Source organism: Azospirillum sp. 11R-A, assembly GCF_049472615.1.
Taxonomy (GTDB): Bacteria; Pseudomonadota; Alphaproteobacteria; order Azospirillales; family Azospirillaceae; genus Azospirillum; species Azospirillum palustre.
This window is the reverse complement of record NZ_JBCEBL010000029.1, coordinates 34,216-59,267: the sequence shown is the minus strand read 5'-3', so window position 1 is coordinate 59,267 and position 25,052 is coordinate 34,216. Positions and strand designations below refer to the sequence as shown.

The window sequence follows — 25,052 nt, the reverse complement described above, 5'->3', positions numbered from 1 at the left end:
GTCTTTGCCGTGCTTTCGGTTTATGCGGTCAGTCCTCCCCATCCAGCTTATGCCCATCCAAAGTCTGAGTGCGCCGCTCGGCGTCCTTGCGGTCGCGCTCCTTCTCTGCCTTGGTGCGGCCGAATCGGGCCCGATTCGCCTCCGCCTCCCGGGTGCGCTCCGCCTTGTCGCGGGTCTTGCGGAAACGGTTGAGGTTGACCACGTCGCCCATGGCACGGTCTCCGGTGGCTGTTTTCAGGGGGTTCGGCGCCGCGCGGCCGATTCCGGCGGGCGGCGGGACGGAAAAACTTTGCGAAAAATCCGGGCAGATCCCGACTTGGCCGTGGGATTGCCCAAATTGCTTGTTTCTTCTGCGGGCGCTAGCTTACCGAAGGATGGCGCGCACCGGAAGCGGACGGTGCGGTGGGTGGGGGAACTGGTCTTTGTATAGACGTGGCAAAGGGGCGCGGCCGACGACAGGGCCGGTCGCAGGGAAGGCGGAAACCCGGTGAAGAAGATCCTGATCGCTGCACTGGCCGGACTGGCGGTTTCGGCCGGTCTGCTGCTGGCGGCGCCGAGCCTCATCGACTGGAACGCCTACAAGGGCATCATCGCCGAGCGGGTGTCGCAGGCGACCGGCCGGCAGGTGGAGTTGCGGGGCGATGTCGGCTTCACCCTGCTGCCGTCGCCGGCGCTGACGGTGCGCGACGCCCGGCTCGCCAACGCCGCCGGCGCCGCCGAACCCGACATGGTGCGCTTGAAGAAGCTCGACGCCCGGGTGGCGCTCGGCCCGCTGCTGGGCGGCCGCATCCAGGTCGAAAGCATTGCGCTGGTTGAACCCACCTTCGTGGTCGAGGTGCTGAAGGACGGCCGCATCAACTGGGACCTGTCCACTGCCGGTACCCGCGGCGGCGACGGGCTGGGGGCGGCCGAGGGGCTGGTTTCCGCCGTCAGCTTCGATCAGGTGCTGATCGACAACGGCACGATTATCTACCGCGACGACCGCAACGGCCGGACCGAGACGGTGGCGGGCCTCAGCGCCCGCATCGCCGCCGGCAGCCTGAACGGCCCCTTCCAGATCCAGGGCGACTTCCGCCTGCGCGGCCTGTCCCTGCATGGCGAGGCGACCGCCGGCCGCTTCACCGAAGGGGCGGCGGTGCCGGTGCGCGCCACCCTGTCGATGCCGCACACCGACGCCACCCTGCGCTTCGCCGGCATCCTGACCGGCGGCGGCAACAGCGGGAACGGCTCGAAGGTCCAGGGCGATCTGCGCGCCGAGGGCAGCGACTTCGCCAAGCTGATCGACTCTCCCAAATCCTCCTGGGCCCCGGCGGCGCTGGCCCAGCCCTTCAGCCTGCGCTCGACGGTCGAGGCGGGGACCAGCCTCGCCACCTTCTCCGGACTGGAAGCGCAACTGGGCGACACGCGCGCCACCGGCAACGCCACGCTCCGCGCCGGCGATCCCGCCAAGCGCGAGGAACCGCGCACCGAACTGACCCTCGCCGTCAACCGTCTCGACCTCGATGCCTGGCTGGCGCAGGGCGCGCGCAGCGCCGGCAACACCGCGTCCGCCCCATCCGCCGCGTCCGGCACCGTGGACGCTTCCGGCGGCGGCAAGGCGCAGTCCCTGTCCGTCGTGCTGCCGGCCGGGGTGGAGGCCAAGCTGGATGTCGCCGTCGACGCCATCGCCTATAACCGCGGCGTGGTGCGGCAGGGCCGGATCGAAGCCAGCCTCTCCGGCGGCCGGCTGAACATCGACCGGATCAGCGCGCTTCTGCCCGGCGGCTCCGACTTCGTCGCGGCGGGGGAGGTGACGACGCCGGGCGGCCAGCCGACGCTGGATGTGCGGATGGAGGCGAACGCCGACAACCTGCGCGCCCTGCTGGACTGGGCGAAGCTCGACCTGCACGGCGTCCCGGCCGACCGGCTGCGCCGCGCCTCGCTGTCGGGCCGTCTCCAGGGCCATGCCGACCGCTTCGAGCTGTCGGGCCTCGATTTTCGCTTCGACAGCAGCCGCCTCAGCGGCGCCATCGCCTATGTCGACCGCGGCCGTCCCGCCTTCGGCGCCCGGCTGGAGCTCGACCGCCTCAATCTGGACGGCTACCTGCCGGCCGACCCCACGACCGCCCAGGCGCCCTCCCAGGGGTCCTCCCAGACCGCTGCGCAGCCGGCCAACCGCGCCGTCGGCCCGCGCAATGGGACCGCCAACGGCTCCACCGGTTCCGCCCAGACACCGCAGCGCATGATCGGCATTGCCGACGCCAACCTCGATCTGCGGGTCGGGCAGCTGACGGTGGGCGGGCTGCCGGTGCAGGGGCTGCGCCTCGACGCCACGGTCGCCTCCGGCGCGCTGACGGTGCGCGAGGCCAAGGTGGACGACATCGCCGGCCTCCAGGCCCGCATCGACGGTCAGGTCGCCAGCCTGATCCCGCTGCGCGGCGTGAATCTCGCCCTGACGGCCGATGCCAAGTCGCTGGGTGGCCTGCCCAGTGCGGTGTCCTGGCCGCGCGGCCTGCCGGTGCCGGAGCGGCTGGGTGCCGTCAGCGCCAAGGCGCGGCTGGCCGGCGACGGCGAGCGGCTGGCGGTGGAGGCCTCGGCCGGCATGCTCGGCGGCACGCTGGAGGCCGGCGGCGTTCTACTTGGGCTGGACCGCACGCCCAGCGCCGACCTCAAGCTTCGTCTCACCCATCCGGAGATGGGGCGGATCGCCGCCCTGTTCACCGACACCGGCCTGGCCCGCGCCTATGGCCCGCTCGATCTCTATGGCGAGATGTCGGGTTCGGCGGCGTCTCCTGCCCTGAACAACCTCCAGGGGCTGGTCGCCGGCGTGCCCCTGCGCGGCAAGCTGGTGCTGGACCGCAAGGCTGAACGCCCCGCCTTCCAGGCCGACATCCAGACCGGCGACCTCGATCTCGACCGGCTGCGCAACGCCCCGCTGGTCGGCGACGGCGCCGGTCGCCCTGCCTCCGCCGCTGGCGATCCCGCCGCAACACCGGCCGACCCGCTGTCCGACCTCGCCTGGATGCAGTCGCTGGACGGTCGCCTCGGCCTGACCTCCACCTCCCTGACAGTGGGCGGGCAGCGCATCGCCCAGCCGGCGCTGCGGGCGACCCTGTCCAAGGGCGTCGCAACCCTGGAGCAGCTGGACGGTGAGTGGCAGGGCGGCCAGATCGGCCTCAGCGGCCGTCTCGCCACCGCGGCCGGGCAGGCGCCGAAGCTCGACGCCGATCTCACCGTCATCAAGGCCGACACGGGCAATGCGCTGTCCGGCCTCACCGGGCTCAGCCTCAGCGGCGGCACAGTCGATCTCGACGTGACCCTGTCGGGCAGCGGCCATGGCGACGCGCTGCTCCGCAGCCTGACCGGCCGCGGCCGGGCGGTGGCGTCGGGCGGCGTGCTGCGCGGCGTCGACCTCGCGGCATTGCGCAGCCGCCTTGCCGGGGTGGAGCGCACACAGGAGGTGCTGACCGCGGTCGCCGGCGCGCTCCGGGGCGGAGAGACGAAGCTCGACCGGCTCGACGCCCGCTTCGCCATCGACAACGGGGTGATCCGCACCGAGGATGCCCGCCTGACCACCGCGCCGGCCGACGGCACGCTGGCCGGCACCGTCTCGCTGGCCGAGGAGGAGGTGGATTTGGGTTTGACCCTGAAGGTGAAGACGGACGGCGACCTGCCGCCGCTGACCCTGCGCATGACCGGTCCCTGGGCCGGCCCGACCCAGACCCTGGACCTGAAGGCGCTGCGCGACCGCTTCAACGCGGCGCCCGCGAAATGACGGCCGGCCCAAATAATGCCCCGGCGAAATTGACGGCCTGCCCACACGGCCAAGGGCGTTGAAGTCGCCGCGCGCGGCGTCCATAATGAACGAACGGTAACCGGAAGTCAGAGCGATGCAGGTGGACAACAGGATTTTGGACGATCTCGCCCGTGTGGCGGGTGGCGCTCTCGGCGCCTTCTCGTCCTTGCGCGAAGAGGCCGAAGGCCAGCTTCGTGCCCAGCTCGAACGTGTTCTGTCGCGGATGGACGTGGTCAGCCGCGAGGAATACGAGGCTGTCCGCGCCATGGCCGCCAAGGCCCGCGAGGAGCAGGAGGCGATGGCCGAGCGGCTGGCCGCCCTTGAGGCGACCGTCGCATCGCTGAGCGCCGCGAAGGCGCCGCTGCCGGTCCCGGTCGAGGCCGCCGGTGTCCCCGCCGTGGTCGAGGCCGATCCGGCGGGCGCCAAGCCGGAAGAGGGCAAGCCCGGCAAGGCCACCCCGGCCGCCTGAGCGTCGGCGCCGCCGCCCACACACCCGACGCCCCCTCCCGTCGTCCCTGTCCGCGCCGCTTCCCGCGGCCGGATGGGTGTGCGCCGGCGCCAGTCTCGCCCTCGATTCAGCCCGTTTTTTCATCATCTTGGGGTATTGGCCCGGACCGCGCGCTGTCGCCGGCGCGTCTCTTCGGTCCTGGTGAACGGTACCGCCCATAGCGCCTTCACAGGAGGACGCGGACATGTCGGCAGTCGCCGTCGAAACCACCACTTCCGCCCACAATCCGCTCGACGTGGTCGAGGAGATCGTCACCGCCAACGAATGGCCCTTCGACCGCGCCACCGAGGACGAACTGGTCGTCGAGATCGGCGGGCGCTGGTGCGATTACCGGCTCTATTTCGTCTGGCAGCCGGACGTTGCCGCGATGCAGTTCTCCTGCCAGTTCGACATGAAGGTCCAGGCCGCCCGCCGCACCGCCGTCGCCGAGCTGCTGGCCGAGGTCAACGGCCGCATGTGGCTGGGCCATTTCGACGTCTGCTCGGAAGAGCATACGCCGATGTTCCGCCAGACCATGCTGCTGCGTGGGGCGCGTGGCGCCGCGGTGGAGCAGCTTGAGGATCTGGTGGAGATCGCCTTGTCGGAATGCGAGCGCTTCTATCCCGCCTTCCAGTTCGTGATCTGGGGCGGGAAGTCGGCGTCCGAGGCGGTGTCCGCTGCTATTCTCGACACCATGGGCGAAGCGTAACAAGACAAGATGCCTGGGCGTGAAAGCCCCGGTGAACCGGAGAGGGGCAGGGGTCATGACGGCGGAATCGGGTGCGTCGCTGCTGTTGGTCGGCTGCGGGAAGATGGGCGGGGCGATGCTGGACGGCTGGCTTGCAGCGGGGACGGCGTCGCGCGTCGTGGTGGTCGACCGCGCCGGCCTGCCGCAATCGGTGGCGGGCGACGCCCGTGTCACCCTGGCATCCGGCGCCGACGCCCTGCCGGACGGCTTAGTTCCCGACGTGGTCGTCCTGGCGGTGAAGCCGCAGGTGATGGAGGAGGCGCTGCCGTCCTACCGTGCCCTGGTCGGCCCCGACACCGTCTTCCTGTCGATCGCCGCCGGCAAGACCATCGCCTATTTCGAACGGCTGCTGGGAGAGGGGACGGTCGTGGTCCGCTCCATGCCCAACACGCCGGCCGCCATCGGCCGGGGCATGACCGTCGCCGTCGCCAATTCCCGTGTCAGCGCTGACCAGCGCGACCTGTCCGACCGCCTGCTGCGCGCCGTCGGCGATGTCGCCTGGGTGGAGGACGAAGGGCTGCTGGATCCCGTCACCGCCGTGTCGGGCAGCGGCCCGGCCTATGTCTTCTTCCTGGTCGAGGCGATGGCGAAGGCCGGCGAGGCCGCCGGACTGCCGGCCGATCTGGCGATGCGGCTGGCCCGCGCCACCGTGTCGGGGGCCGGTGCGCTGCTCGACGCCTCGCCTCAGCAGGAGGCCGCCGATCTGCGCAAGGCGGTGACCAGCCCGAACGGCACAACCCAGGCCGCGCTCGAGGTGCTGATGGCGCCGGAGGGCGTGCAGCCGGTGATGACCACCGCCATCGCCGCCGCCACCCGGCGGTCGCGCGAATTGGCCGGTTGAATGGATAGATCGAAGCCGCGAAAGAATTTGCATCTTTGAAGAGAGTTTCTGATTGCCGGAAGTGACGAAACGATGCATCCTGAACACGCTTTAGGGGCATTTAGGGCTGGGGACTGACGTGCCAGGTTGCGGGGGGGCCGGACCGGGCGGCTCACCCCGCGAAGGAGCGCGTCATGAAGGTGACATCAGATCCGGCGATGGCCGGAAACATCCGGCTGTCAAGCACAGTTCAGGCAAATCCTCAAAAACCCGCTGTGGCGCCGGCGAATGCCGGGCCTGCGGGGGGAGCCTCAGGGGTGGTCGTCGATCTCAGATCCGCCATCCAGAATCTCAAGCCGGGAATGTCCTATTCCATCGGCGAGGGGTACACCCCATCGGATATCTCCATGCCCGGCAACGACAAGATAAGGAATGTCGGCGTTGCGAACTTCATGAACGCATTTTCCGACTGGTCCAATAAGTTGTCGGACTATTGGGGAAAGGTTTCGGACTTCACCAAGAACGCCCTCAACACGTCGGACCACGAGGTGGCCGTTCTTGGGGGGGCTGCCAACGACATCATTCGTAAATCGCTGGCTGCGGCCGGGGTGGTGCGTCCCGATATGTCAGCGATTATGAAAGAGGGCGGCGCTGAAGATCCCTACGATCCGTCGTCACTGGCCAATGCGAGACTTGGCGAGGTCTCCGTGAGCCGGCAGGATGTTGGAAGCGGCTCTTCCACCTTGTTGTCATCCGTCAGTTTCGATCGCACGGCCGATATTCCGGATGACCAGATGAGCATTGTTGATCTTGATTCCGGCGATGCGACGGCCAACGGCTTGCTTGCATCCATTTTGTCGGGATCCTTGAGTTCGGCGTTGTCGTCGCCCGACCAGTCCGGGAAGTCGGGGATGCACCGGTATGCCGTTACCAATGGCAAATCCGGAGCCGACGCGGTTGTTGGCGCAGTTCTTTTCACGCGCGGCAACGATGACGCCGATGTTCAAAAGGCCGCGGGCCTCTACACGGCACTCAAATCCCTTCAGCGCGACTAGATCTAAACTCGGTTGAGGGATGCGGATCGCATCGCTCGCAACATGCGAGTCGATGATTGCTATCCCATGGTCAAATTTCCAATAAAATCCATAAGATGAGGACATGATGCCGACCTATAATGGAAATCAGAACTCGGAAACCTTTGGGCCATTCAATGTCGCCGTTACTGTCAATGCGGGTGGTGGAGACGATATTGTTTTCGGATCGCCGTACAATGACGTTCTCAATGGCGATGACGGTAACGACAGTATGAAGGGAGGGCAGGGGAACGACTCGCTTGCTGGAGGGGCAGGCAACGACCTTCTTTTCGGTGAAGACCAGGACGACCTCATCATCGGACATGATGGAAGCGATACGCTCATCGGCGGAAACAACAATGATACGCTTTATGGCGGTACCGGAAACGATCTTCTCATAGGGGATCAGCCCACCGAATCGGGCATAGATTGGTTGATCGGAAATCAGGGCGACGACACCTTGATTGGGGGCAACTACAGCGACAATTACGTATATGATTTTAGTCAGAACGATGGGTTCGACACCATTTTCGATTTCTCAGGATCTGACGATACTCTTTATCTCAATGGAATAAACATTTCGGATGTCAGGTTTTCACACGGTTCCGGTACCTATTCGAACGACCTGATCATTTATTCCTCGAGCGACTATCAGGCGGACGGTATCCTTAGCGGAGCAGTTACCGTTGCCAACTTCTACGGAGCGGCAAATGGAGATCCCCAGGGAGTTGTCGAATATCTCGGCGTCGGCGGCAGCCTGTACCGCATCGGTTGATCCTTCGCGCCAGGGCGGCAAGGGGTGGTACCGGTGACGGCGCTCAGCCCTTCCGCCGCCCGCGTCCAGGCCCTGCTCGACGGCATCGGCCTCGGCCATCGCGTGGTCGAGCATGAAGGCAGCACCCGCACCTCTGAGGATGCCGCCAATGCCGTCGGCTGCGAGGTGGCTCAGATCGCCAAATCGCTGATTTTCCGTACGAAGGAGACTGGCCGCCCGGTTCTGGTCGTCGCCAGCGGCGCCAACCGGGTGGACGAGAAGGCGGTCGGCCGGCTGATCGGCGAGAAGATCGAACGGGCCGATCCGGAGTTCGTCCGCGAGTCGACCGGCTTCGCCATCGGCGGCGTTCCGCCCATCGGCCATGCCGTGCCGCCGCTGGTGATGATCGATGACGACTTGCTTCGGCTGGAAACCATCTGGGCAGCGGCCGGTACGCCCAATGCCGTTTTCCGCCTGACCCCCGCCGATCTGGTCAGTATGACCGGCGGCCGGGTGGAAGCTGTCCGCAAGGCATGATTGAACGGTTGGACGGGTGACGTTCGCCCGTCCACGCACCACCTTATAAGGCAATCCCTGTCGCCTGGAGGTGGTGCCATGTCCGACATGTCGTCCGACAAGCCTGAAGACAACAGCTTCCGCTCCGATCCAACAGTCGATCTGGCGGACTCCGATGCGCTCGACCGCTCTGTTGCGGCGGCGGCAATGGGGCTGGCGGCCGAGAAGGGCTGGCGGCGCGTCGGCCTGCTGGAGATCGCGCATACCGCCGGCATCCCGCTGTCTCGCTTCCATCATCGCTATCGCGGGCGCGCCGACGTGCTGGCGGCGGTATCGCGCGTCGCCGACGCCACCGTTCTGGCCGGTGATGCTCCCGTCGATCCGACCGAATCGGTACGCGACCGCCTGTTCGACGTGATGATGCGCCGCTTCGACGCGCTGCGTCCCTACCGTGAGGGCTTGCGGTCGGTCGTGCGCGACCTGCCGGCCGATCCGGCGGCGGCGCTTGCCTTCACCTGCACCTTCGGCCGTTCCATGGCCTGGATGCTGCGCGCGGCGGGGATCGATCCTGACCGGCGCGGCGGGGCGGCACTCGTGGCCGGCCTCGGCACCGTCCATGCCCGTGTCATGCGGGTGTTCCTCGATGACGACACCGCCGACCTGTCGCGCACCATGGCGGCGCTGGACAACGCCCTGCGCGGGGCGGAACGCTGGGGCGCGACCTTCTGCCGCTGGACCCGGCCGCGCGGGCCGCTTGGCAAGCAATCGGGAACAGAGTCCATGGCATCAGGCATTTAGCAACGGCGCGGCGTGCCGGGGTGGGGAGTTTTTCCCGCCAAGGTTATGCTGCGGCGCAAAAAAGCGGATTGACTAACTTTTCGGCAATCTGCATAGTCGGCCTCTGTAATGTTGCGACGCAACATGCCCGTATTCAGATGCGGGCAGCAAACACCGATGCTGGGATGAGAAACATGGCCAAGATCAGCGGTAACCCCTTCCTCGAATTCGATCCGTCCAAGCTGATGGGTGACCTGAAGGTTCCGGGTGTGGACGTCGAGTCCATCATCGCCAGCCAGCGTCGCAACATCGAGGCGGTTACCGCCGCCAACCAGCTTGCCTTCGAAGGCTTCCAGGCCATCGTCCGCCGTCAGGCCGAAGTGCTGCGCACCGTCGCCGAAGACGTGAACCGCGCCGTCGGCGAGCTGACGGCTGCAGGTACCCCGGAAGAGAAGGCCGCCAAGCAGGCCGATCTGGTCAAGACCGCCTTCGAGAAGTCACTGTCGAACATCCGCGAGTTGAGCGAGATGATCGCCAAGTCGAACACCGAAGCCGCCGAGATCCTGACCAAGCGCGTCTCGGACAGCCTGGACGAGGTCAAGGCCGCCATCGCCAAGGCGAAGGCTTGATCCTTTCCGGTCAGCCGGATTTCCACGAAGAGGGGTCGCCATCGGCGGCCCCTTTTTCGCTTGCGGCGTCTGTCTCGTTCGGCCCCCACTCTGGTTCGATGGAGGTGGCGTGCGCTTGCCCATTCCGATGCCGACCCTGGCGCGCTACCCTGGCGCGGATCGCCAGAACCGCATCGGATCCGTCATGACCATCAGCTACGACGATTTTGCCAAGGTCGATATCCGCGTCGGCACCGTCCGTGCCGTCGAGGCCTTTCCCGAGGCGCGCAAGCCGGCCTACAAGCTGACCATCGATTTCGGGGGCGAGATCGGCACCAAGCGCAGTTCGGCCCAGATCACCAACCACTACCGAGCCGATGCCCTGGTCGGCCGGCAGGTGCTGGCGGTGGTGAATTTCCCGCCCAAGCGCATCGGCCCCTTCACCAGCGAGGTCCTGTGCCTTGGCCTGCCCGATGCCGAGGGTGCCGTGGTGCTGGTCGGTCCGGATCACTCGGTGCCGGACGGTTCCCAGCTGTTCTGAGGTCGTTCCGACAAGTCGTCGTGAAAGATTCAAACATGCTTCATGTTCTGAAATATCGCCTCAGGGTTGAAATGATGCAGACGCCATAAGGCGACAAGTTGCCGCAGGGGTAATGTGTATTTTAAATGAATGCAGTTTAAACAGGATGGCATAGTACGGAGCGACTACGACTTCGCATCTGCAATATGTTTTTCTGGTGGATGGCACCCATGGACGCCCTGCGCTCCTTCGTCGGCCGGCTTTCGATTTCCACGAAAGTCACCGTGTTGAATCTTGTCGGCATGCTGGTCCTCAGCACTGCGATCCTGTTCGCCATCGGACAGGTGATCGTCCGCGATCTGGAACGGCAGGCGATCGAGATGCAGCGTCTCAGCATGGACATCGCCTGGTCGTCGTTGCAGGAGCGCGGCGGTCGATTCTCCGTCGCCGACGGGAAGCTGCTGCTGGACGGTGTCGTGATGAACGACAACAATCTGGTGGTCGACAAGATCAAGCGCATCACCGGCGGTACCGCCACCCTGTTCCTGGGCGACCGCCGGATCGCCACCAACGTCACCGCCGCCGACGGCAGCCGTGCCGTCGSCACGACGCTGGCGCAGGGGCCGGCCTATGATTCGGTGCTGCGCCGGGGGGCGCCCTTCCGCGGCATGGTCGAGATCCTGGGCGAGCCCTACTATGCCGCCTATGACCCGATCAAGGATGCATCCGGCAACCCGGTCGGCATCCTCTATGTCGGCATCAAGAAGGCGGAGGTGTTCAAGACCTTCGACGACAGCATGCGCTTCGCCACCATGCTGGTGGTGCTGTGCGCCGTCGTGCTGGCGGTTCCGGGCTATCTGGTGTCGCGCCGGCTGCTGCGCCCGCTGGGCCAGCTCAGCCATGTGATGACCGCTCTGTCGTCGGGCGACCTGACCGCCAGGGTGGCGGGCGCCGAGCGTCTGGACGAGATCGGTGCCATGTCGCGCTCCGTCCTGGTCTTCCGTGACGGCATGGCCGAGGCCGAACGCCTGCGTGCCGAACAGGAGCGCCAGCGCATCGAAGGGGAGGCGCAGAAGCGCAGGGCCCTGCAATCGATGGCCGACACGGTGGAGTTGGAAAGCCGCCATGCGGTCGAGCGGGTCGCCGCCCGGACGCAGGAGATGGACCACAATGCCGGCGCCATGGCGAAGTCGGCCGGGCTGGTCGGCGCCAACGCCCAGAACGTCGCGGCGGCGGCGGCCCAGGCGCTGAGCAACGCCCAGGCGGTGTCGTCGGCCGCCGAGCAGCTTTCCGCTTCCATCGAGGAGATCGGCACCCAGGTCGGCCATGCGGCCGGCGTCACCCGCGCCGCCGTCGCCGCCAGCAACCGGACCGAGACCACCATCGAATCGCTGTCCTCGGCCGTCGGCCGCATCGGCGACGTGGCGGAACTGATCCAGGGCATCGCGGCCCAGACCAATCTGCTGGCGCTGAACGCCACCATCGAGGCGGCGCGGGCAGGGGAGGCGGGCAAGGGCTTCGCCGTCGTGGCGGGAGAGGTGAAGAACCTTGCCAACCAGACCTCGCGGTCGACCGAGGAGATTTCGCGCCTGATCGCCGAGATCCAGTCGGTCACCGCCCGCAGCGTGGAGGAGGTGCGCGACATCAGCCGCACCATCGGCGAGATCGACGCCATTTCCGGTACGGTCGCCGCCGCGGTGGAGCAGCAGGCGTCGGCGACCCAGGAGATTTCGCGCAACGTCGCCCAGACCGCCGGTGCCGCAACCGATGTGTCGACCCGTATCGACGAGGTATCGCGCGAGGCCAAGGTGACGGAGGAGCGGGCCGACGTGCTGCGCGCCGGCGCGTCGGAGGTGACCCACAGCATCGACGAACTGATGCATGTGCTGGTCCGCGCCGTGCGCACGGCGACCGACGATGTCGACCGCCGCAGCCTGCCGCGTTACCGCGTCGAGGCGCCCTGCACCGTGGAGGGGCCGGAGGGCCGTTCGACCGTCCGGCTTCTGGACATCTCCCGCCACGGCGCGGCGCTTGCCGAGGCCGACGCGGTCGGCGCCCGCGGCACCCTGCTGTTCGACAACCTGGGCGTGGCCATGCCCTTCGAGGCTTTAAACCGGGAGGAGGGGGTGGTGCGCATCCGCTTCCGGCTGTCGGAGATCGACCGGCAGGCCTTCGACGCTCGCTTCGACCGATTCGAAGAGGCGATGGCCGGACGCCGCCTGACGGCCTGATCCCTGCTGTCCGGATGGGTCCCGGCCGGGGAGGGGTGACGGACCGCGCGGATTCCTGACGGTTCCGGCGCGGTTCCGATCTCAGTTTCGGGGTTCGTCAGACCCCGGCCCGGCGAACGGCGGCGTGGACGTGCGGCGGGGTCATCCCGGTCCGCGCCTGTTCCAGGGCGCCTTGCTGGCGGGCGGCGAAGACGCCCGCTTCCGTGCGGTTGCGGAAATGCAGCTTGGACAGCACGCTGCGCACCATCGACTTGATGACCGCTTCCGACAGGTCCAGCGCGTTGGCGATGGTCCGGTTGTTCATGCCCTCGCCCAGCAGGCGCAGCGTCTCGAACTCCGGATCGGACAGGCGCGGCAGCAGCGTCAGCCTGATCTCGTCCACGCCCAGGCGCGACAGGAACTGCTTGGGCATCAGGCAATGGCCTTCCAGCCCGAGGTCGAGCAGCTCGTTGATGCGGTCGACGTTCAGATCTTCGAACACCCAGGCGTCGGCGAAGGCCAGGATATGGGCGGCGTCCAGCAACTCGCGGGAAGACAGCACGACGACGATCCGCGAGCGACGCGACAGCCGCAGATAGACCATCGGTTCGTTTTCGCGCAATGCGGTGAACTGCTGCAACCCGATCAGGATCGCATCCGGCGTCAGTGCGCTTTGGGTCAGCTCCCCGATGTCGTGCAGGACCGTGACGCGATGGCGGCCGCCCCGGTCGAGCTGCTGGACCACGTTCTCGGTCAGCGCGTTGTTGTCGAGGATCAGGCAGACATGCATGGGAGTCACCGCGTTGCGGGTCTGGTGAGATGCTTTCTCATGGGCGTACTCATGGTGTGTGTGCATGGGTCAGCTCTGTCTGGAGGAGGCATCCACGGCCGGCCCGGCTCAGGGCATTGCCGCCTGCATCTAAGGGTTGAGGAGGAACCGGCCGGTTGGCCCAGGCACGTCATGGATTGGGTCACGTCGTCGGGGAGTATTGCGGAGATGAAAGTATTTCCGTGCGGACCGCAGACTCCCTCCTTGTCGGGGTTCGGGAAGTCCTGTTCGCACCGCGTGATTTAGAAATGATTGGTGCTCTTCGTAAATCAGGCGATGGATGATCAGCCAAGATCGCTTCCCGTCTCCTTGTTGGTCGCCTCAGGTTTCGAAACGGTAACACCTATGGAATGATGTGTGCTGGCCGGGTCACACGGGAATGCGCGTTGGTACAGGCATCCTTCAGGGCTATCCTTTCGGTTTTGCAACGGCTTTTCCCTCCTCTATTGCGTGCTCGAATCGGGATTAGCCGCATCCCTGCCACACGAACGCCGCAAAGATGGCAAGGTTCCAGAAAAATTCCCGTCGATAATGGAGACAGCAGGTCTCTGTTTGAATGAACCCGTCCGGATCGAATGAATCCAATGGATGTGCGCGATAACTCTATTCGCGGACGCAATAGACTCTATGACCTTAGGCAGAGCCGTTTCTTGCCGGTCGCATGACGAACGGTGCCTCGAAGGAGGGTGGCGGCTTCGAATGACCTATGGCCCTTGTCGGGATACAGAGCCCCTTCCGATCGTGGTATCAGATACTCAACACAGAGAAGAACAGCCCCACAACGGCAGACAGCCTTCCGGCCGATGCCCGAACGGGGTCGCAGCAAAAATCGGCCACCAAGCCGTGCAAGCGGCATGAAATCGGTGACCCGGGTGCCGCGGGGGCGCACCGGGCAAGATCGACAACAAGCCCTGACGGGCGGTCGTCCGCAAAGCGGGCGGCACCGGCAAGGGCCGGCGAGCGAGGATGACGGGGACCATGAAGATTCTGATCGGGGACGACCATCTGCTGTTCCGCGAAGGCCTGCGGCGTCTGCTGGAACAATTGCAGGGCGATGCCAGCTTCGTGGAGGCCGGCACTTTCGACGAGGTTCTGGAGCAATGCCGCACCAGCGGCACCTTCGACATCATCCTGATGGATCTGCATATGCCGAACTGGCCGGGCTTCGACGGCCTGCGCGAGATCCAGGCTCTGCAGCCGGGTGTGCCGGTGGTTGTGATCTCCGCGTCGGAAGCGCTGGGCGACATCCGCGGCGCGCTCGACCATGGCGCGACCGGCTACATCCCGAAGTCGAGCAGCGTGAAGGTGATGATGGGTGCCCTGAACCTCGTGTTCTCGGGCGGCATCTACCTGCCGCCGGGCGCCCTGACCGCCAGCATGGACGCCGCCCCGCGCCGCCGGACCGTCGACATGTCCGACCGCAACGCCGGCTACGGCCTGACCCAGCGCCAGCGCGAAGTGCTGGAATGCCTGCGTCTCGGCAAGTCGAACAAGCAGATCGCCTATGAGCTGGGCCTGTCGGAAGGCACGGTGAAGATCCACGTCACCGCCATCTTCAAGTCGCTGGGCGTCAAGAACCGCACCCAGGCCGTCATCGCCGCCGCCGCCATGTCGGCGTAAGCCGCCAAGATTGCGTCGGGGTGAGCCGCGAAGGTTCTCGACTGGAATCGACCGATTCGGGGCACGTCCGGGTCGTGGACTGGGCTGCGGGGCATCGCCTCCGCGGCCCATTTTCTTTTGCCTGCGACCACATCCCCTCACCGCGAAACAGCCTGCCTCTTGACCGGGTGGGTTGCCCGATGCTATCCGCCCCTCTTGATCTTGTGGAATCATCCGTCCGGATTGCCGGCCGGCTGGGTTCCGCCTGACCCGCGCCGCCATCCGGGCCGTGCGCGAAGCCGCCACCGCAAGGACGCCACCGCAGCGCCATGAGCGATATTTTCCGCGAAGTCGACGAGGATCTGCGCCGGGACCGCGCGGAGCACCTGTTCAAGAAGTATGGCGGCGCCATGATCGCCGCGGCCGTCCTGGTCGTCGCCGGCACCGGCGGCTACAGCTTCTGGCGCCATTGGCAGGCACAGAAGAAGCAGGAGCAGACCGCCGCCCTCGTCACCGCCATCTCGCAGAGCGGTCAGGGGCCGGAGAAGGGTGTCGACGCGCTTGCCGCGTTCGCCGGCTCTGCCGATCCCAGCCTCGCCGCCATCGCCCAGTTCAACGCCGCGGCGCTGATGATCCGCCAGGGCAAGGGCAGCGACGCCGCGACCGTCTATGACGGCATCGCCGGCAACGCCTCCGTGCCTGCGCAGTACCGCGACCTCGCCACCCTGATGGGGGTGATGCAGCGTGCCGACAGTGGCGACCCGGCGCAGCTGACCGCGAAGCTGCAGCCGCTGACCGCCGACACCAGCCCCTGGCGCTTCTCGGCGCGCGAGCTGACGGCGATGCTGGCCGCCCGTGCCGGCGACACCGAGAAGGCGCGCACGCTCTACAAGCAACTGGCGGATGACCAGCAGGCCCCGTCGGGCGTGCGCGGCCGCGCCGCCGATCTCGCTTCCCTCTACGGCAAGGGCTGAGCCGGGCCATGAAGACCAAGACCGAGAAGACCGCAATGGTCGGTTCGATCCGCCGCGCCGCGCTGCTGTCGGCATCGCTGCTGACCGTCCTGCTCGCCGGCTGCGACACCATCGACAGCTGGATGGGGAAGACGCCCGATCCGCCCCTGCCGGGCAAGCGGGTCGCAGTGCTACAGCGCGAGCGCAAGGTGGAGCCGGACGCCCAGCTCGCCGCCACCGCCGTCACCGTGCCGCCGCCGGTCGCCAACGCGGCCTGGGCGCAGCCGGGCGGCACGCCGGACCATGTGCTGGGCAACCTCGCCTTGTCGGCAAGCCCGTCCGACGCCTGGCGCGCCGACATCGGCGCCGGGTCCAGCAGCTCGCGCGCGCTGCTCGGCACGCCGGTGATCGCCGATGGCCGCATCTTCGCGATGGATGCCGATTCGCACGTCACCGCGCTGAACGAGCGCAGCGGCCAGTCGCTGTGGCGGTTCGATACCCGTCCGGAGAACGAGCGCGGCGGCGCCACCGGCGGCGGCGTCGCCTATGCCGACGGCCGCGTCTACGCCGCCACCGGCTTCGCCGAGGTGCTGGCGTTCGACGCCGGCAGCGGCAAGGTGCTGTGGCGCAAGCGCATCGCCGGTCCGGTCCGCGGCGCGCCGACGGTTGCCGGCGGCCGTGTGCTGGTCATCACGCTGGACAACCAGACCATCGCGCTGTCCACCGACGACGGTGCGGTGCAGTGGTCGCAGCAGGGCATCCTGGAGACCGCCGGCCTGCTCGGCGCCGCCAGCCCGGCCGCGACCGGCACGCTGGTCGTCTCCCCCTATTCCTCGGGCGAGCTGTTCGGCCTGCGTCCGGAAAACGGCCGTGTGGCCTGGCAGGACAGCCTCGCCAACATCCGCCGCAGCGGTGCGCTGAGCAATCTGGCCGACATCCGCGGCCTGCCGGTGGTCGACCGCGGCGCCGTCTATGCCATCGGCCATTCCGGCCGCATGGTCGCCATCGACGAGCGCATCGGCGCCCGTATCTGGGAAACGGAGATCGGCGGCGTCCAGACCCCCTGGCTGGCCGGCGATTACCTGTTCACCGTCACCAACGACCAGGAAGTGGTCGCGGTGGCCCGCCAGAACGGCAAGGTCCGTTGGGTGGCACCGCTCGCCCGCTTCACGGATCCGGAGGACCGGTCCGGCCCGATCGTCTGGTCCGGCCCGGTGATGGCGGGCAGCCGCCTGTGGGTCGCCGGCTCCAACGGCCAGCTGCTCGGCCTGTCGCCGTCCGACGGCAAGGTCGAGGTGACCCGTTCGCTGCCAACCGGTTCCTACTTGTCTCCGGTCGTTGCCAACAACACTCTCTATGTGCTGTGCGACAACGGAACGCTCGTCGCGTTCCGCTGATCGCGGATTTCCTCCGTCTGTTGTGAAAGGCCTTTGGCCCCATGTCGTTCACCGTGGTCCTCGTCGGTCGGCCGAATGTCGGCAAATCGACCCTCTTCAACCGTCTGGCCGGCAAGAAGCTGGCCCTGGTGGACGATACGCCGGGCGTCACCCGTGACTGGCGCTCGGCCCCGGCCCATGTCGGCGGTCTGTCCTTCACGGTGGTCGATACCGCCGGTCTGGAGGATGTGACCGACGACAGCCTGGAGGCGCGCATGCGCCGCCAGACCGAGCAGGCCCTGACCCGTGCCGACGTCGCGCTGTTCATCATCGACGCCCGTGCCGGCATCACGCCGCTGGACCGTCATTTCGCCAAGCTGCTGCGCCGGAGTAAGACCCCGGTGCTGCTGGTCGCCAACAAGACCGAGGGCAAGGCCAGCCAGCCCGGCATGTTCGAATCCTACGAACTCGGCCTGGGCGATCCGATCCCGCTGTCCGCCGAGCATGGCGAGGGCATGGCCGATCTGGTCGAGGCCCTGCTGCCCTACGCTCCGCCCGAGGAGTCCGACAAGGCCGAGGACGCCGACGACGGCTTCGATCCCTCCATCCCCATCGGCGACCAGCCGGAGCCGGAAGAGGATCGCACCAAGCCGATCCAGATCGCCATCGTCGGCCGTCCGAACGTCGGCAAGTCGACGCTGCTGAACAGCCTGCTCGGCGAGGAGCGCGTGCTGACCGGGCCTGAGGCCGGCATGACCCGCGACGCCATCGCCGTCGACTGGGAGTGGCGCGACCGCCGCTTCAAGCTGGTCGACACCGCCGGCATGCGCCGCCGCGCCCGCGTCGACGAGAAGGTTGAAAAGCTGGCGGTCGCCGACAGCCTGCGCGTCATCCGCATGGCGAATGTCGTGGTGCTGGTGGTCGATGCCGCCGCCATCCTCGACAAGCAGGATCTGACCATCGCCCGGCTGGTGATTTCCGAGGGTCGCGCCCTGGTGATCGCCGTCAACAAGTGGGATGCGGTCGAGGACCGCGCCATGGCGCTGCGTCAGGTCGAGGACAAGCTTGAGGCCGCGCTCGGCTACATCAAGGGCGTGAAGGTCGTCACCATCTCGGCGCTGAAGGGCCACAAGCTCGACACGCTGCTGGACGGCGTGCTGGAGACCTACACGGTCTGGAACCGCCGCATCCCGACCGCTCAGCTGAATCGCTGGATCGAAGGCGTTCTGGACCACCATCCGCCGCCCCTGGTGGAGGGCCGCCGGGTGAAGATCCGCTACGTTACCCAGGTGAAGACCCGTCCGCCGACCTTCGCGCTCTTCGTCAACAAGCCGCTGGATCTGCCGGAAAGCTACCAGCGTTACCTGACGACGCATCTGCGCGAGAGCTTCGACATGCCCGGCGTGCCGGTGCGCCTGCTTCTGCGCAAGGGCAAGAATCCGTACGCGGACGATTGATCCCGATGTCCCTCTTCCCGATGGGAAGGGGGCCACGACGAGCACCGGTAATGTTGTGGAGCGCGATCTGAAACGATCACGCTCCACATAATACTTTGCGCCGACCTGCGTCCACCTGTCGGGCGGCTTACCATGTTGTCGATGGGAAGTGTCGCCCGCTGATTGGGCAGGCGCTGTTATCCGCCCAGTCCCGGCTTCCCAAGGGCAATTGTCCGTCGGTCCGCTCCTGAAATTTGGACGCCACCGCCTCAGTTGCCCGATCCAGACCCTTCCTTGAGGTCCCTGGGATTGTCCAGTGCCTTACCACAGATCATCGGAGCGACCGATTTGAACGCGGCCCTCTGTGGCGGGCAGGCTTGCACCGCGCCGTGCGATTGACTCTCCCCAGGATAAATCCCGTCTCGACAGCGAAGCCTGCAACTGATATCCATTCTCATGAAATTGAGAGCCATTCGCAGTCCGGGAGTGATGGATGTTCATCGATAAGATCGCTGGGGTCGCTTTTGCAGTCGGTGCCTTGACCGCCTTTTCCGTCCAGGCGCAGGAAGTCAATGTCTACAATTCCCGGCATTACAATACTGACCGCGCGATCTATGAAACCTTCACCAAGTCGACCGGGATCAAGGTCAACATTATTGAAGGCAACCATGATGAGCTGATCCAGCGCATGAAGTCGGAAGGCGCCAGCAGCCCGGCCGATCTGTTCATCACCGTCGATGCCGGCCGTCTGGCCGCTGCCGCCCAGGAAGGGCTGCTCGCCTCCGTCACCTCGCCGCAGCTCGATGCGGTCAAGGTCCCGGCCAACCTGCGCGACCCGAACGGCGCCTGGTGGGGCCTGTCCAGCCGCGCCCGCATCGTCGTCTATGCCCGTGACCGGGTGAAGCCGGAGCAGATCAAGGATTACGAGGACCTCGCCAAGCCGGAGTGGAAGCATCGCGTGCTGACCCGCAGCGGCACCCATCCTTACAGCCTCGCCCTGACCGCCTCGATGATCGAAGCGCTGGGCGAGGAGAAGACGGAGGAGTGGGTCAAGGGCCTCGTCGCCAACCTCGCCCGCCCGCCGCAGGGCGGCGACATCGATCAGATCAAGGCGGTCGCAGTCGGCGAAGGCGATCTGGCCATTGCCAACACCTATTATGTCGGCAAGATGATCACCTCGGCCAAGCAGGAGGACCGTGAGGTCGCGTCCAGGATCGGCGTGATCTTCCCCAACCAGGGCAACCGCGGCACCCATGTGAACCTGAGCGGCGCCGGCGTGGTGAAGACCTCCAAGAACCAGGATAACGCCCGCAAGCTGCTGGAATATCTGCTGAGCCCGGAGGCGCAGCGCCAGTTCGCCGACGGCAACATGGAATATCCGGTCAACCCGGCGGTCCAGCCGCATCCGGAACTGGTGAAGCTCGGCAGCTTCAAGGCGGCCGAGGTGAACGCCGCCTCCTTCGCCGCCCACACGCCGCAGGCGCTGCGCATCATGGACCGTGCCGGCTGGAAGTAAGATGACAGAAGCCCTTTCCCCGTCCGCCCTTTCCCCGTCGGTCGTCCTCTCCGGCATCACCCACCGCTACGGTCGCGCCGACAGCGGCGTGACGGCGGTCGACGGCGTCTCGCTGTCGGTTGCCCCGCGCGAGGTGGTGTGCATCGTCGGCCCGTCCGGTTGCGGCAAGTCGACCTTGCTGCGCCTGATCAGCGGACTTGAGGCGGTTCAGAAGGGCGAGATCGCGGTGGACGGGCAGGTGCTCGCCACCGCGGGCCGGTCGCTGCCACCGGAAAAGCGGCCGGTCGGCATGATGTTCCAGGACTTCGCGCTGTTCCCGCACCTGACGGTGGCGGGCAACATCGCCTTCGGCCAGATCGACCGTCCGCGCGCCGAACGCCGGCGCCGGGTGGACGAGTTGCTGGAGACCATGGCGTTGACCCGCTATGCTGACGCCTATCCGCATACCCTGTCGGGCGGCCAGCAGCAGCGGGTGGCGCTGGCCCGCGCCATGGCGCGCGACCCCAAGGTCCTGCTGCTGGACGAGCCGTTCTCCGCACTGGACGAGCAGCTTCGCCGTTCGGTGCGGGAGGAGGTGGTGCGGATCATCCGCGCCAGCGGCATCGCCACCGTCGTCGTCACCCACGACCCGGAAGAGGCGATGGAGATGGGCAACCGCGTTGTGGTGATGGAGGCCGGGCGCATCGTCCAGGCCGACACGCCGGTGACCCTCTACCGGCGCCCGGCCAACAGCTTCGTCGCCCGCCTGTTCGGCGAGGTGAACCGGTTCGAAGCGACGGTACGCGACGGGCAGATCGTCACGCCGCTCGGCCGGATCATGGCCCCCGGCCTGCCCGGCGGAACGAAGGTCGAAGTCGCCTGCCGGGTCGAGGATCTCGAACTGCTTCCGCCGGGCACCCGGCCCGATGCAGTCCCCGTGCGGGTGCGCCACTCCAGCTTCCTTGGGCCGGCAACGCGGGTGTGCCTGGATTTGGCCGGCTCGGAGGTCCATGCGCGCCTGCCCGGCCATGTGGACGTTCGTGCCGGCGAAGAGCTGTTCGCCGCGATGGCGGCCGAACGCGCGATGGTGTTCCCGGCAGAGTGAGCGGTGGGCGGGAGGCCTCAGGCCCCCGCCCGCACCTCGTCCTCGCCGAATTGCAGCCGGCAGAGCCGGGCATAGGCCCCGTCGGCCGCCAGAAGCGCCTCGTGCGGGCCCTGTTCGATGATACGCCCTCCTTCCATCACCACGATCCGGTCGGCATTGCGCACCGTCGCCAGACGATGGGCGATCACCAGCGTGGTGCGACCCTCCGTCAGCCGTTCCAGGGCAGCCTGCACCAGACGTTCCGATTCGCTGTCCAGCGCGCTGGTCGCCTCGTCCAGCAGCAGGATCGGCGCATCCTTCAGAAAGGCACGGGCCAGCGCCAGACGCTGGCGCTCGCCGCCCGACAGCTTCACGCCGCGGTCGCCGATCACTGTGTCGTAGCCCTCGGGCAGCTTCGACACGAAATCGTGCGCGGCGGCTGCCTTGGCGGCGGCGATCACGTCGTCCATCCCGGCATCGAGACGGCCGAAGCAGATGTTCGCCCGCACGGTGTCGTTGAACAGCACGGTGTCCTGGCTGACGATGGACACGGCACCGCGCAGGCTGCGCAGGGTGGCGCCGCGGACATCCTGGCCGTCGATCAGCACCTCGCCCCCCGTCACGTCGTAGAGGCGGGGGATCAGGTTGAAGACCGTCGATTTGCCGGCGCCGCTGCGCCCGACCAGCGCCACCGTGCTGCCGGCCGGCACGTCGAGGTCGATGCCCTTCAGCGTGTCGGCCCCGGCCTCGTAGGAGAAGCGGACGCCGCGCAGCGCGACGGCACCCGTCGAGACGGAGAGCGGCTTGGCGCCCGGCTGCTCTACGATGGTCGGCTGCTGGTCCAGCAGTTCGAAGATGCGCTGGGCGGCGGCAAGCCCTTCCTGCAGGGCGGCGTTCAGCGTGCCGATGGCGCGCACCGGCTGGGCCGCCATCAGCAGCGCGCCGACGAAGCCGGAGAAGGCGCCGACCGAGCCTTCGCCCATCGTCATGCGATAGCCGGCGAAGGCGATCACGCCGGCAACCGCGACGCCGCCCAGCACTTCCATCATCGGGTCGATGCGCGAGCGGGCGCGCACCGCCTTCATCGTCAGCAGGTAGTTCTCGTGAAAGGCGCGGCCGGCGCGGGCGCGCTCATAGTCTTCGAGGTTGTAGGTCTTGACCATGCGCGCGCCCGACAGGCTTTCGGTCAGCAGCGAGGTCATGTCGCCCATCTGCGCCTGGGTGTCGCGGGAGACGCGGCGCAGGCGCTTGCCGATCCGCACGATGGGAACGGCGGCGATGGGATAGATGATGAAGACGATCAGCGACAGCAGCCAGTCGAGATAGAACATCGACCCGACCAGCGCGATCACCGTCAGGATGTCGCGCACCAGTCCGGTCAGCGTCCGGGTCAGCGCGTTGCGGATCAGATCGACGTCGTTGATGAAGCGCGAGGTCAGCGACCCGGTGGGCGTCGCATGCAACTGCGCCATGTCGGCGGTTTGCAGGTGCGTGAACATCGCCAGCCGGACGTCGGCGATGATGCGCTGGACGATGTCGCTGGTCACCACCGTCTGGGAATAGAGCGACACGCCCTTGATGATCGTCACCGCGACGATGGCGAGCGGGATCGCCAGCAGCATGCCGCGGTCCTGGGCGGAGAACATGGCATAGGACCGGTCGATCAGCAGCGGATAGGCGCCGGTGGTCGCCGCCACCACCGCCATCAGCACGAAGGACATTAGCAGCTTGCCGCGATAGGGACGCACCCATTCGCGCCACATCCGGGCCGCCAGCCGTTCGGTCGCCGCATCCAGGCGCAGGGGCTTGCCGCTCTTGTTCGTCACGGTCGCATCCGATCATCTTGTCCGATGGGGATGGCTTAGCCCATGGGCTTCGGCTTTGTCCACCGGTCGACGCGGCGACGCCGGTGCTGGTTACAGGCTTCCTTTACCGATTCCGTACGAGGATGCTGACGATCGGGGCGGCGAACATTGGTGCCGCCGGGGACGGGGGGAAGGCCAATGCCGAACGGAACCAGCCTGAATGGCGGAAATGGCGGCACCGCTGCTGCCAGCAATGGCAGGAGCGCGCGGCGCCCGCGCATCGGTCTTGCGCTGGGCGGCGGCGTTGCGCGCGGCTGGGCGCATATCGGGGTGCTGCGGGCGCTGAAGCGCTATGGCATCGAGGCCGACATCGTTTGCGGCTCTTCGGTCGGAGCGCTCGTGGGCGGCGTCCATCTCGCGGGAAAGCTCGACACGCTGGAAGAATGGGTGCGCACGCTGACCCGGATGAAGATCGTCGGCTATCTGGATCTGCGGCTGCGCCAGGGCGGCGGACTGATCAGCGGCGACCGGCTGCTGGCTGAACTGCGCCTGCATCTGGGAGACGTGCGGATCGAGGAACTGCCGTGCCCCTATGCCGCCGTCACCACCGATCTGGTGACCGGCCACGAGGTGTGGCTGCAACGCGGCGAACTGGTCGACGCCATGCGGGCGTCCTTTTCGCTGCCGGGGGTGTTCCCACCGGCGTCCATCGACGGGCGCTGGATGATCGACGGCGCGCTGGTCAACCCGGTGCCGGTGTCGGCCTGCCGGGCGCTGGGCGCGCAGATGGTGATCGCCGTCAATCTGGCCGGCGATATCCTGGGGAAGGCGCGCAAGCCCGGGTCGAGCGTGCCGACCGCCGCAGGATTCGACCTGTTGCGGCTGGTCGAGGACGAGACGCCGGGCCATCGCGCGCCGAGCGGCATCGGCGCCCTGACGCGTCGGATCTTCCGCCGCGACTATGAGGGGCCGAGCCTGTTCGGCGTGATGGTCTCGTCGCTCAGCATCGTCACCGACCGCATCACCCGGTCACGGCTTGCCGGCGATCCGCCGGACGTGCACATCGTGCCGCGGCTGGGTCACATCGGGCTGACCGAGTTCGACCGGGCCGACGATTGCATCCGCGAGGGAGAGCTGGCGGTGGAGCGCGTCCTGCCGGAACTGCACGACGCGCTCGCCGTCTTCGCCACCGGTCCGCGCGAATCGACGCGCGCACCGGTGCGGGACTGAGGCCTTCGGGCGGCCGGTCTTAATGATCGATGGCGGTGCCCAGCGCCGCACCGCCCAGACCGCCGATCACGGCGCCGCGGGTACCGTCCACGGCGTATCCGCCGGCCGCACCGGCCGCACCGCCGACCACGCCGCCAGTCGAGCAGGCGGTGACGGAAAGGAGCGCGAACACCGCACCGATCAGACGCAAACGGGACATCATACTACCCTCCACGTGTTGACTGTTCGGTCTCTAAACACGCGAAAACGCATTTTGCTTCCGTCGCCCCCTGATCTTTTGGTCCTGCTTCTTTGGGGGAACTTCTTCTCTCCATAAGCGTTGACCGGACTTTAACCGTGAAACGTTGATACGGGGGAACCACCATGCGGACCATGACCAACAGGTTGCGCGTCACGGCCATCGCCGCGGTCGCGGCTCTGTCGCTCGGCGCCTGCCAGACCGGAAACAGCAGCAGCGGCGGCATCGGCGGGATGAACACGTCGGAGACCGTCGGCACGTTGGGCGGCGCCGTCGCCGGCGGCCTGCTCGGCTCGCGCTTCGGTGGAGGCGCGGGCAAGCTGGCGACGACGGCCATCGGCACGCTGGTCGGCGCCTATGCCGGCCAGCAGCTGGCCCGGCACTTCAGTCCCGCCGACCAAAACCGCGCGTCGGACGCGGAGGAGCGCGCGGTCGCCAACAACCAGACCATCACCTGGAACAACCCGCAGTCCGGCAACAGCGGCACCATCCAGCCGGTGAGGACCTATCAGGGCACCGACGGCCAGACCTGCCGCGACTACAACCACACGGTCGTGATCGACGGCAGGACCGAGGTGGCGCGCGGCACCGCCTGCCGTCAGGCTGACGGAAGCTGGAAGCTGGTATCGTAAGCGTACAGCCTATCCGAATGACCGCCTCCGGGTCCTACTCCTTGCGGATGTGGGGAGTTGCCGTCAAAATCAAGGAGTTCCGCCGGA

General features: G+C 67.1%; 23 protein-coding genes. 19 read left to right on the top strand and 4 right to left on the bottom strand.

Features of this window, described 5'->3' with window-relative positions; translation table 11 throughout:
- Positions 1 to 28 precede the first annotated feature (28 nt).
- Positions 29 to 211 carry a DUF4169 family protein gene (locus tag VH569_RS28665; protein ID WP_109048374.1) on the bottom strand — a complete coding sequence of 61 codons (183 nt, stop codon included), beginning with the start codon at positions 209 to 211 and terminating at the stop codon, positions 29 to 31.
- Positions 212 to 487: 276 nt separating this feature from the next.
- Here VH569_RS28665 and VH569_RS28660 point away from each other — a divergent pair, with 276 nt between their 5' ends.
- From VH569_RS28660 to VH569_RS28610, 11 genes are all read left to right on the top strand, one after another.
- Positions 488 to 3,754, top strand: a complete 3,267-nt coding sequence (locus tag VH569_RS28660) for an AsmA family protein (RefSeq protein ID WP_423319908.1) — start codon at positions 488 to 490, stop codon at positions 3,752 to 3,754.
- Positions 3,755 to 3,869: 115 nt separating this feature from the next.
- Positions 3,870 to 4,244, top strand: coding sequence for an accessory factor UbiK family protein (locus VH569_RS28655; protein WP_423319907.1), 375 nt, complete (start codon positions 3,870 to 3,872; stop codon positions 4,242 to 4,244).
- 223 nt (positions 4,245 to 4,467) lie between these two features.
- Complete coding sequence (locus VH569_RS28650; protein WP_109048371.1) at positions 4,468 to 4,971, top strand: YbjN domain-containing protein; 504 nt, start codon at positions 4,468 to 4,470, stop codon at positions 4,969 to 4,971.
- Between the two features lie 55 nt (positions 4,972 to 5,026).
- Positions 5,027 to 5,851 (top strand): pyrroline-5-carboxylate reductase, encoded by an 825-nt coding sequence (proC, locus tag VH569_RS28645; protein ID WP_423319906.1) that lies wholly within the window; start codon positions 5,027 to 5,029, stop codon positions 5,849 to 5,851.
- A gap of 173 nt (positions 5,852 to 6,024) precedes the next feature.
- On the top strand, positions 6,025 to 6,885 hold the full coding sequence (locus VH569_RS28640; RefSeq protein ID WP_423319905.1) for a hypothetical protein: 861 nt from the start codon (positions 6,025 to 6,027) through the stop codon (positions 6,883 to 6,885).
- Positions 6,886 to 6,988: 103 nt separating this feature from the next.
- Positions 6,989 to 7,678, top strand: coding sequence for a calcium-binding protein (locus VH569_RS28635; protein WP_423319903.1), 690 nt, complete (start codon positions 6,989 to 6,991; stop codon positions 7,676 to 7,678).
- 33 nt (positions 7,679 to 7,711) lie between these two features.
- Positions 7,712 to 8,194, top strand: a complete 483-nt coding sequence (locus VH569_RS28630) for a YbaK/EbsC family protein (RefSeq protein WP_423319902.1) — start codon at positions 7,712 to 7,714, stop codon at positions 8,192 to 8,194.
- 78 nt (positions 8,195 to 8,272) lie between these two features.
- The gene (locus VH569_RS28625; protein ID WP_423319901.1) at positions 8,273 to 8,971 is read left to right on the top strand and encodes a TetR/AcrR family transcriptional regulator; all 699 of its coding nucleotides are present in this window, start codon (positions 8,273 to 8,275) and stop codon (positions 8,969 to 8,971) included.
- 173 nt (positions 8,972 to 9,144) lie between these two features.
- The gene (locus tag VH569_RS28620; protein ID WP_098739651.1) at positions 9,145 to 9,579 is read left to right on the top strand and encodes a phasin family protein; all 435 of its coding nucleotides are present in this window, start codon (positions 9,145 to 9,147) and stop codon (positions 9,577 to 9,579) included.
- 184 nt (positions 9,580 to 9,763) lie between these two features.
- A complete protein-coding gene (locus tag VH569_RS28615) occupies positions 9,764 to 10,099 on the top strand; it encodes a tRNA-binding protein (RefSeq protein ID WP_423319900.1) in 336 nt (111 codons plus the stop codon).
- Positions 10,100 to 10,308: 209 nt separating this feature from the next.
- The gene (locus tag VH569_RS28610) at positions 10,309 to 12,309 is read left to right on the top strand and encodes a methyl-accepting chemotaxis protein (RefSeq protein ID WP_423319899.1); all 2,001 of its coding nucleotides are present in this window, start codon (positions 10,309 to 10,311) and stop codon (positions 12,307 to 12,309) included.
- A 97-nt stretch (positions 12,310 to 12,406) separates the two neighbouring features.
- Here the strand turns inward: VH569_RS28610 and VH569_RS28605 are convergent, their stop codons facing one another.
- Positions 12,407 to 13,144: a response regulator transcription factor gene (locus tag VH569_RS28605; protein ID WP_244592786.1), complete on the bottom strand. Its 738-nt coding sequence runs from the start codon at positions 13,142 to 13,144 to the stop codon at positions 12,407 to 12,409.
- A gap of 951 nt (positions 13,145 to 14,095) precedes the next feature.
- On the opposite strand from VH569_RS28605, the gene VH569_RS28600 reads away from it, so the two are divergent.
- The 6 genes from VH569_RS28600 (at position 14,096) to VH569_RS28575 (ending at position 21,081) form a co-directional block, all read left to right on the top strand.
- Positions 14,096 to 14,737 (top strand): response regulator transcription factor, encoded by a 642-nt coding sequence (locus tag VH569_RS28600; protein WP_098739653.1) that lies wholly within the window; start codon positions 14,096 to 14,098, stop codon positions 14,735 to 14,737.
- Positions 14,738 to 15,045: 308 nt separating this feature from the next.
- Positions 15,046 to 15,690, top strand: a complete 645-nt coding sequence (locus VH569_RS28595; RefSeq protein WP_423319897.1) for a tetratricopeptide repeat protein — start codon at positions 15,046 to 15,048, stop codon at positions 15,688 to 15,690.
- Between the two features lie 8 nt (positions 15,691 to 15,698).
- Positions 15,699 to 17,066, top strand: a complete 1,368-nt coding sequence (locus tag VH569_RS28590) for a PQQ-binding-like beta-propeller repeat protein (RefSeq protein ID WP_423319896.1) — start codon at positions 15,699 to 15,701, stop codon at positions 17,064 to 17,066.
- A 41-nt stretch (positions 17,067 to 17,107) separates the two neighbouring features.
- On the top strand, positions 17,108 to 18,502 hold the full coding sequence (gene der, locus VH569_RS28585) for a ribosome biogenesis GTPase Der (RefSeq protein WP_423319895.1): 1,395 nt from the start codon (positions 17,108 to 17,110) through the stop codon (positions 18,500 to 18,502).
- 472 nt (positions 18,503 to 18,974) lie between these two features.
- A complete protein-coding gene (locus tag VH569_RS28580) occupies positions 18,975 to 19,997 on the top strand; it encodes a Fe(3+) ABC transporter substrate-binding protein (RefSeq protein WP_423319893.1) in 1,023 nt (340 codons plus the stop codon).
- Position 19,998: 1 nt separating this feature from the next.
- A complete protein-coding gene (locus VH569_RS28575; protein ID WP_423319891.1) occupies positions 19,999 to 21,081 on the top strand; it encodes an ABC transporter ATP-binding protein in 1,083 nt (360 codons plus the stop codon).
- A gap of 17 nt (positions 21,082 to 21,098) precedes the next feature.
- Here the strand turns inward: VH569_RS28575 and VH569_RS28570 are convergent, their stop codons facing one another.
- On the bottom strand, positions 21,099 to 22,886 hold the full coding sequence (locus tag VH569_RS28570; RefSeq protein WP_423319890.1) for an ABC transporter ATP-binding protein: 1,788 nt from the start codon (positions 22,884 to 22,886) through the stop codon (positions 21,099 to 21,101).
- Between the two features lie 177 nt (positions 22,887 to 23,063).
- Here VH569_RS28570 and VH569_RS28565 point away from each other — a divergent pair, with 177 nt between their 5' ends.
- Entirely contained in the window at positions 23,064 to 24,095 is a 1,032-nt protein-coding gene (locus VH569_RS28565; protein WP_423319888.1) for a patatin-like phospholipase family protein, read from the top strand.
- A gap of 19 nt (positions 24,096 to 24,114) precedes the next feature.
- Here VH569_RS28565 and VH569_RS28560 read toward each other — a convergent pair whose 3' ends face one another.
- Positions 24,115 to 24,297, bottom strand: coding sequence for a hypothetical protein (locus tag VH569_RS28560; RefSeq protein WP_085089555.1), 183 nt, complete (start codon positions 24,295 to 24,297; stop codon positions 24,115 to 24,117).
- 170 nt (positions 24,298 to 24,467) lie between these two features.
- On the opposite strand from VH569_RS28560, the gene VH569_RS28555 reads away from it, so the two are divergent.
- Positions 24,468 to 24,965 (top strand): RT0821/Lpp0805 family surface protein, encoded by a 498-nt coding sequence (locus VH569_RS28555; RefSeq protein WP_423319887.1) that lies wholly within the window; start codon positions 24,468 to 24,470, stop codon positions 24,963 to 24,965.
- The last annotated feature ends 87 nt before the right edge of the window (positions 24,966 to 25,052 follow it).

Bases quoted from the DNA above. Each gene is read 5' to 3' on its own strand.
- VH569_RS28665 (WP_109048374.1), bottom strand. From the start codon at position 211: ATGGGCGACGTGGTCAACCTCAACCGTTTCCGCAAGACCCGCGACAAG.
- VH569_RS28655 (WP_423319907.1), top strand. From the start codon at position 3,870: ATGCAGGTGGACAACAGGATTTTGGACGATCTCGCCCGTGTGGCGGGT.
- VH569_RS28650 (WP_109048371.1), top strand. From the start codon at position 4,468: ATGTCGGCAGTCGCCGTCGAAACCACCACTTCCGCCCACAATCCGCTC.
- proC (WP_423319906.1), top strand. From the start codon at position 5,027: ATGACGGCGGAATCGGGTGCGTCGCTGCTGTTGGTCGGCTGCGGGAAG.
- VH569_RS28640 (WP_423319905.1), top strand. From the start codon at position 6,025: ATGAAGGTGACATCAGATCCGGCGATGGCCGGAAACATCCGGCTGTCA.
- VH569_RS28635 (WP_423319903.1), top strand. From the start codon at position 6,989: ATGATGCCGACCTATAATGGAAATCAGAACTCGGAAACCTTTGGGCCA.
- VH569_RS28625 (WP_423319901.1), top strand. From the start codon at position 8,273: ATGTCCGACATGTCGTCCGACAAGCCTGAAGACAACAGCTTCCGCTCC.
- VH569_RS28620 (WP_098739651.1), top strand. From the start codon at position 9,145: ATGGCCAAGATCAGCGGTAACCCCTTCCTCGAATTCGATCCGTCCAAG.
- VH569_RS28615 (WP_423319900.1), top strand. From the start codon at position 9,764: ATGACCATCAGCTACGACGATTTTGCCAAGGTCGATATCCGCGTCGGC.
- VH569_RS28605 (WP_244592786.1), bottom strand. From the start codon at position 13,144: ATGCACACACACCATGAGTACGCCCATGAGAAAGCATCTCACCAGACC.
- VH569_RS28600 (WP_098739653.1), top strand. From the start codon at position 14,096: ATGAAGATTCTGATCGGGGACGACCATCTGCTGTTCCGCGAAGGCCTG.
- VH569_RS28595 (WP_423319897.1), top strand. From the start codon at position 15,046: ATGAGCGATATTTTCCGCGAAGTCGACGAGGATCTGCGCCGGGACCGC.
- VH569_RS28590 (WP_423319896.1), top strand. From the start codon at position 15,699: ATGAAGACCAAGACCGAGAAGACCGCAATGGTCGGTTCGATCCGCCGC.
- der (WP_423319895.1), top strand. From the start codon at position 17,108: ATGTCGTTCACCGTGGTCCTCGTCGGTCGGCCGAATGTCGGCAAATCG.
- VH569_RS28580 (WP_423319893.1), top strand. From the start codon at position 18,975: ATGTTCATCGATAAGATCGCTGGGGTCGCTTTTGCAGTCGGTGCCTTG.
- VH569_RS28575 (WP_423319891.1), top strand. From the start codon at position 19,999: ATGACAGAAGCCCTTTCCCCGTCCGCCCTTTCCCCGTCGGTCGTCCTC.
- VH569_RS28565 (WP_423319888.1), top strand. From the start codon at position 23,064: ATGCCGAACGGAACCAGCCTGAATGGCGGAAATGGCGGCACCGCTGCT.
- VH569_RS28560 (WP_085089555.1), bottom strand. From the start codon at position 24,297: ATGATGTCCCGTTTGCGTCTGATCGGTGCGGTGTTCGCGCTCCTTTCC.
- VH569_RS28555 (WP_423319887.1), top strand. From the start codon at position 24,468: ATGACCAACAGGTTGCGCGTCACGGCCATCGCCGCGGTCGCGGCTCTG.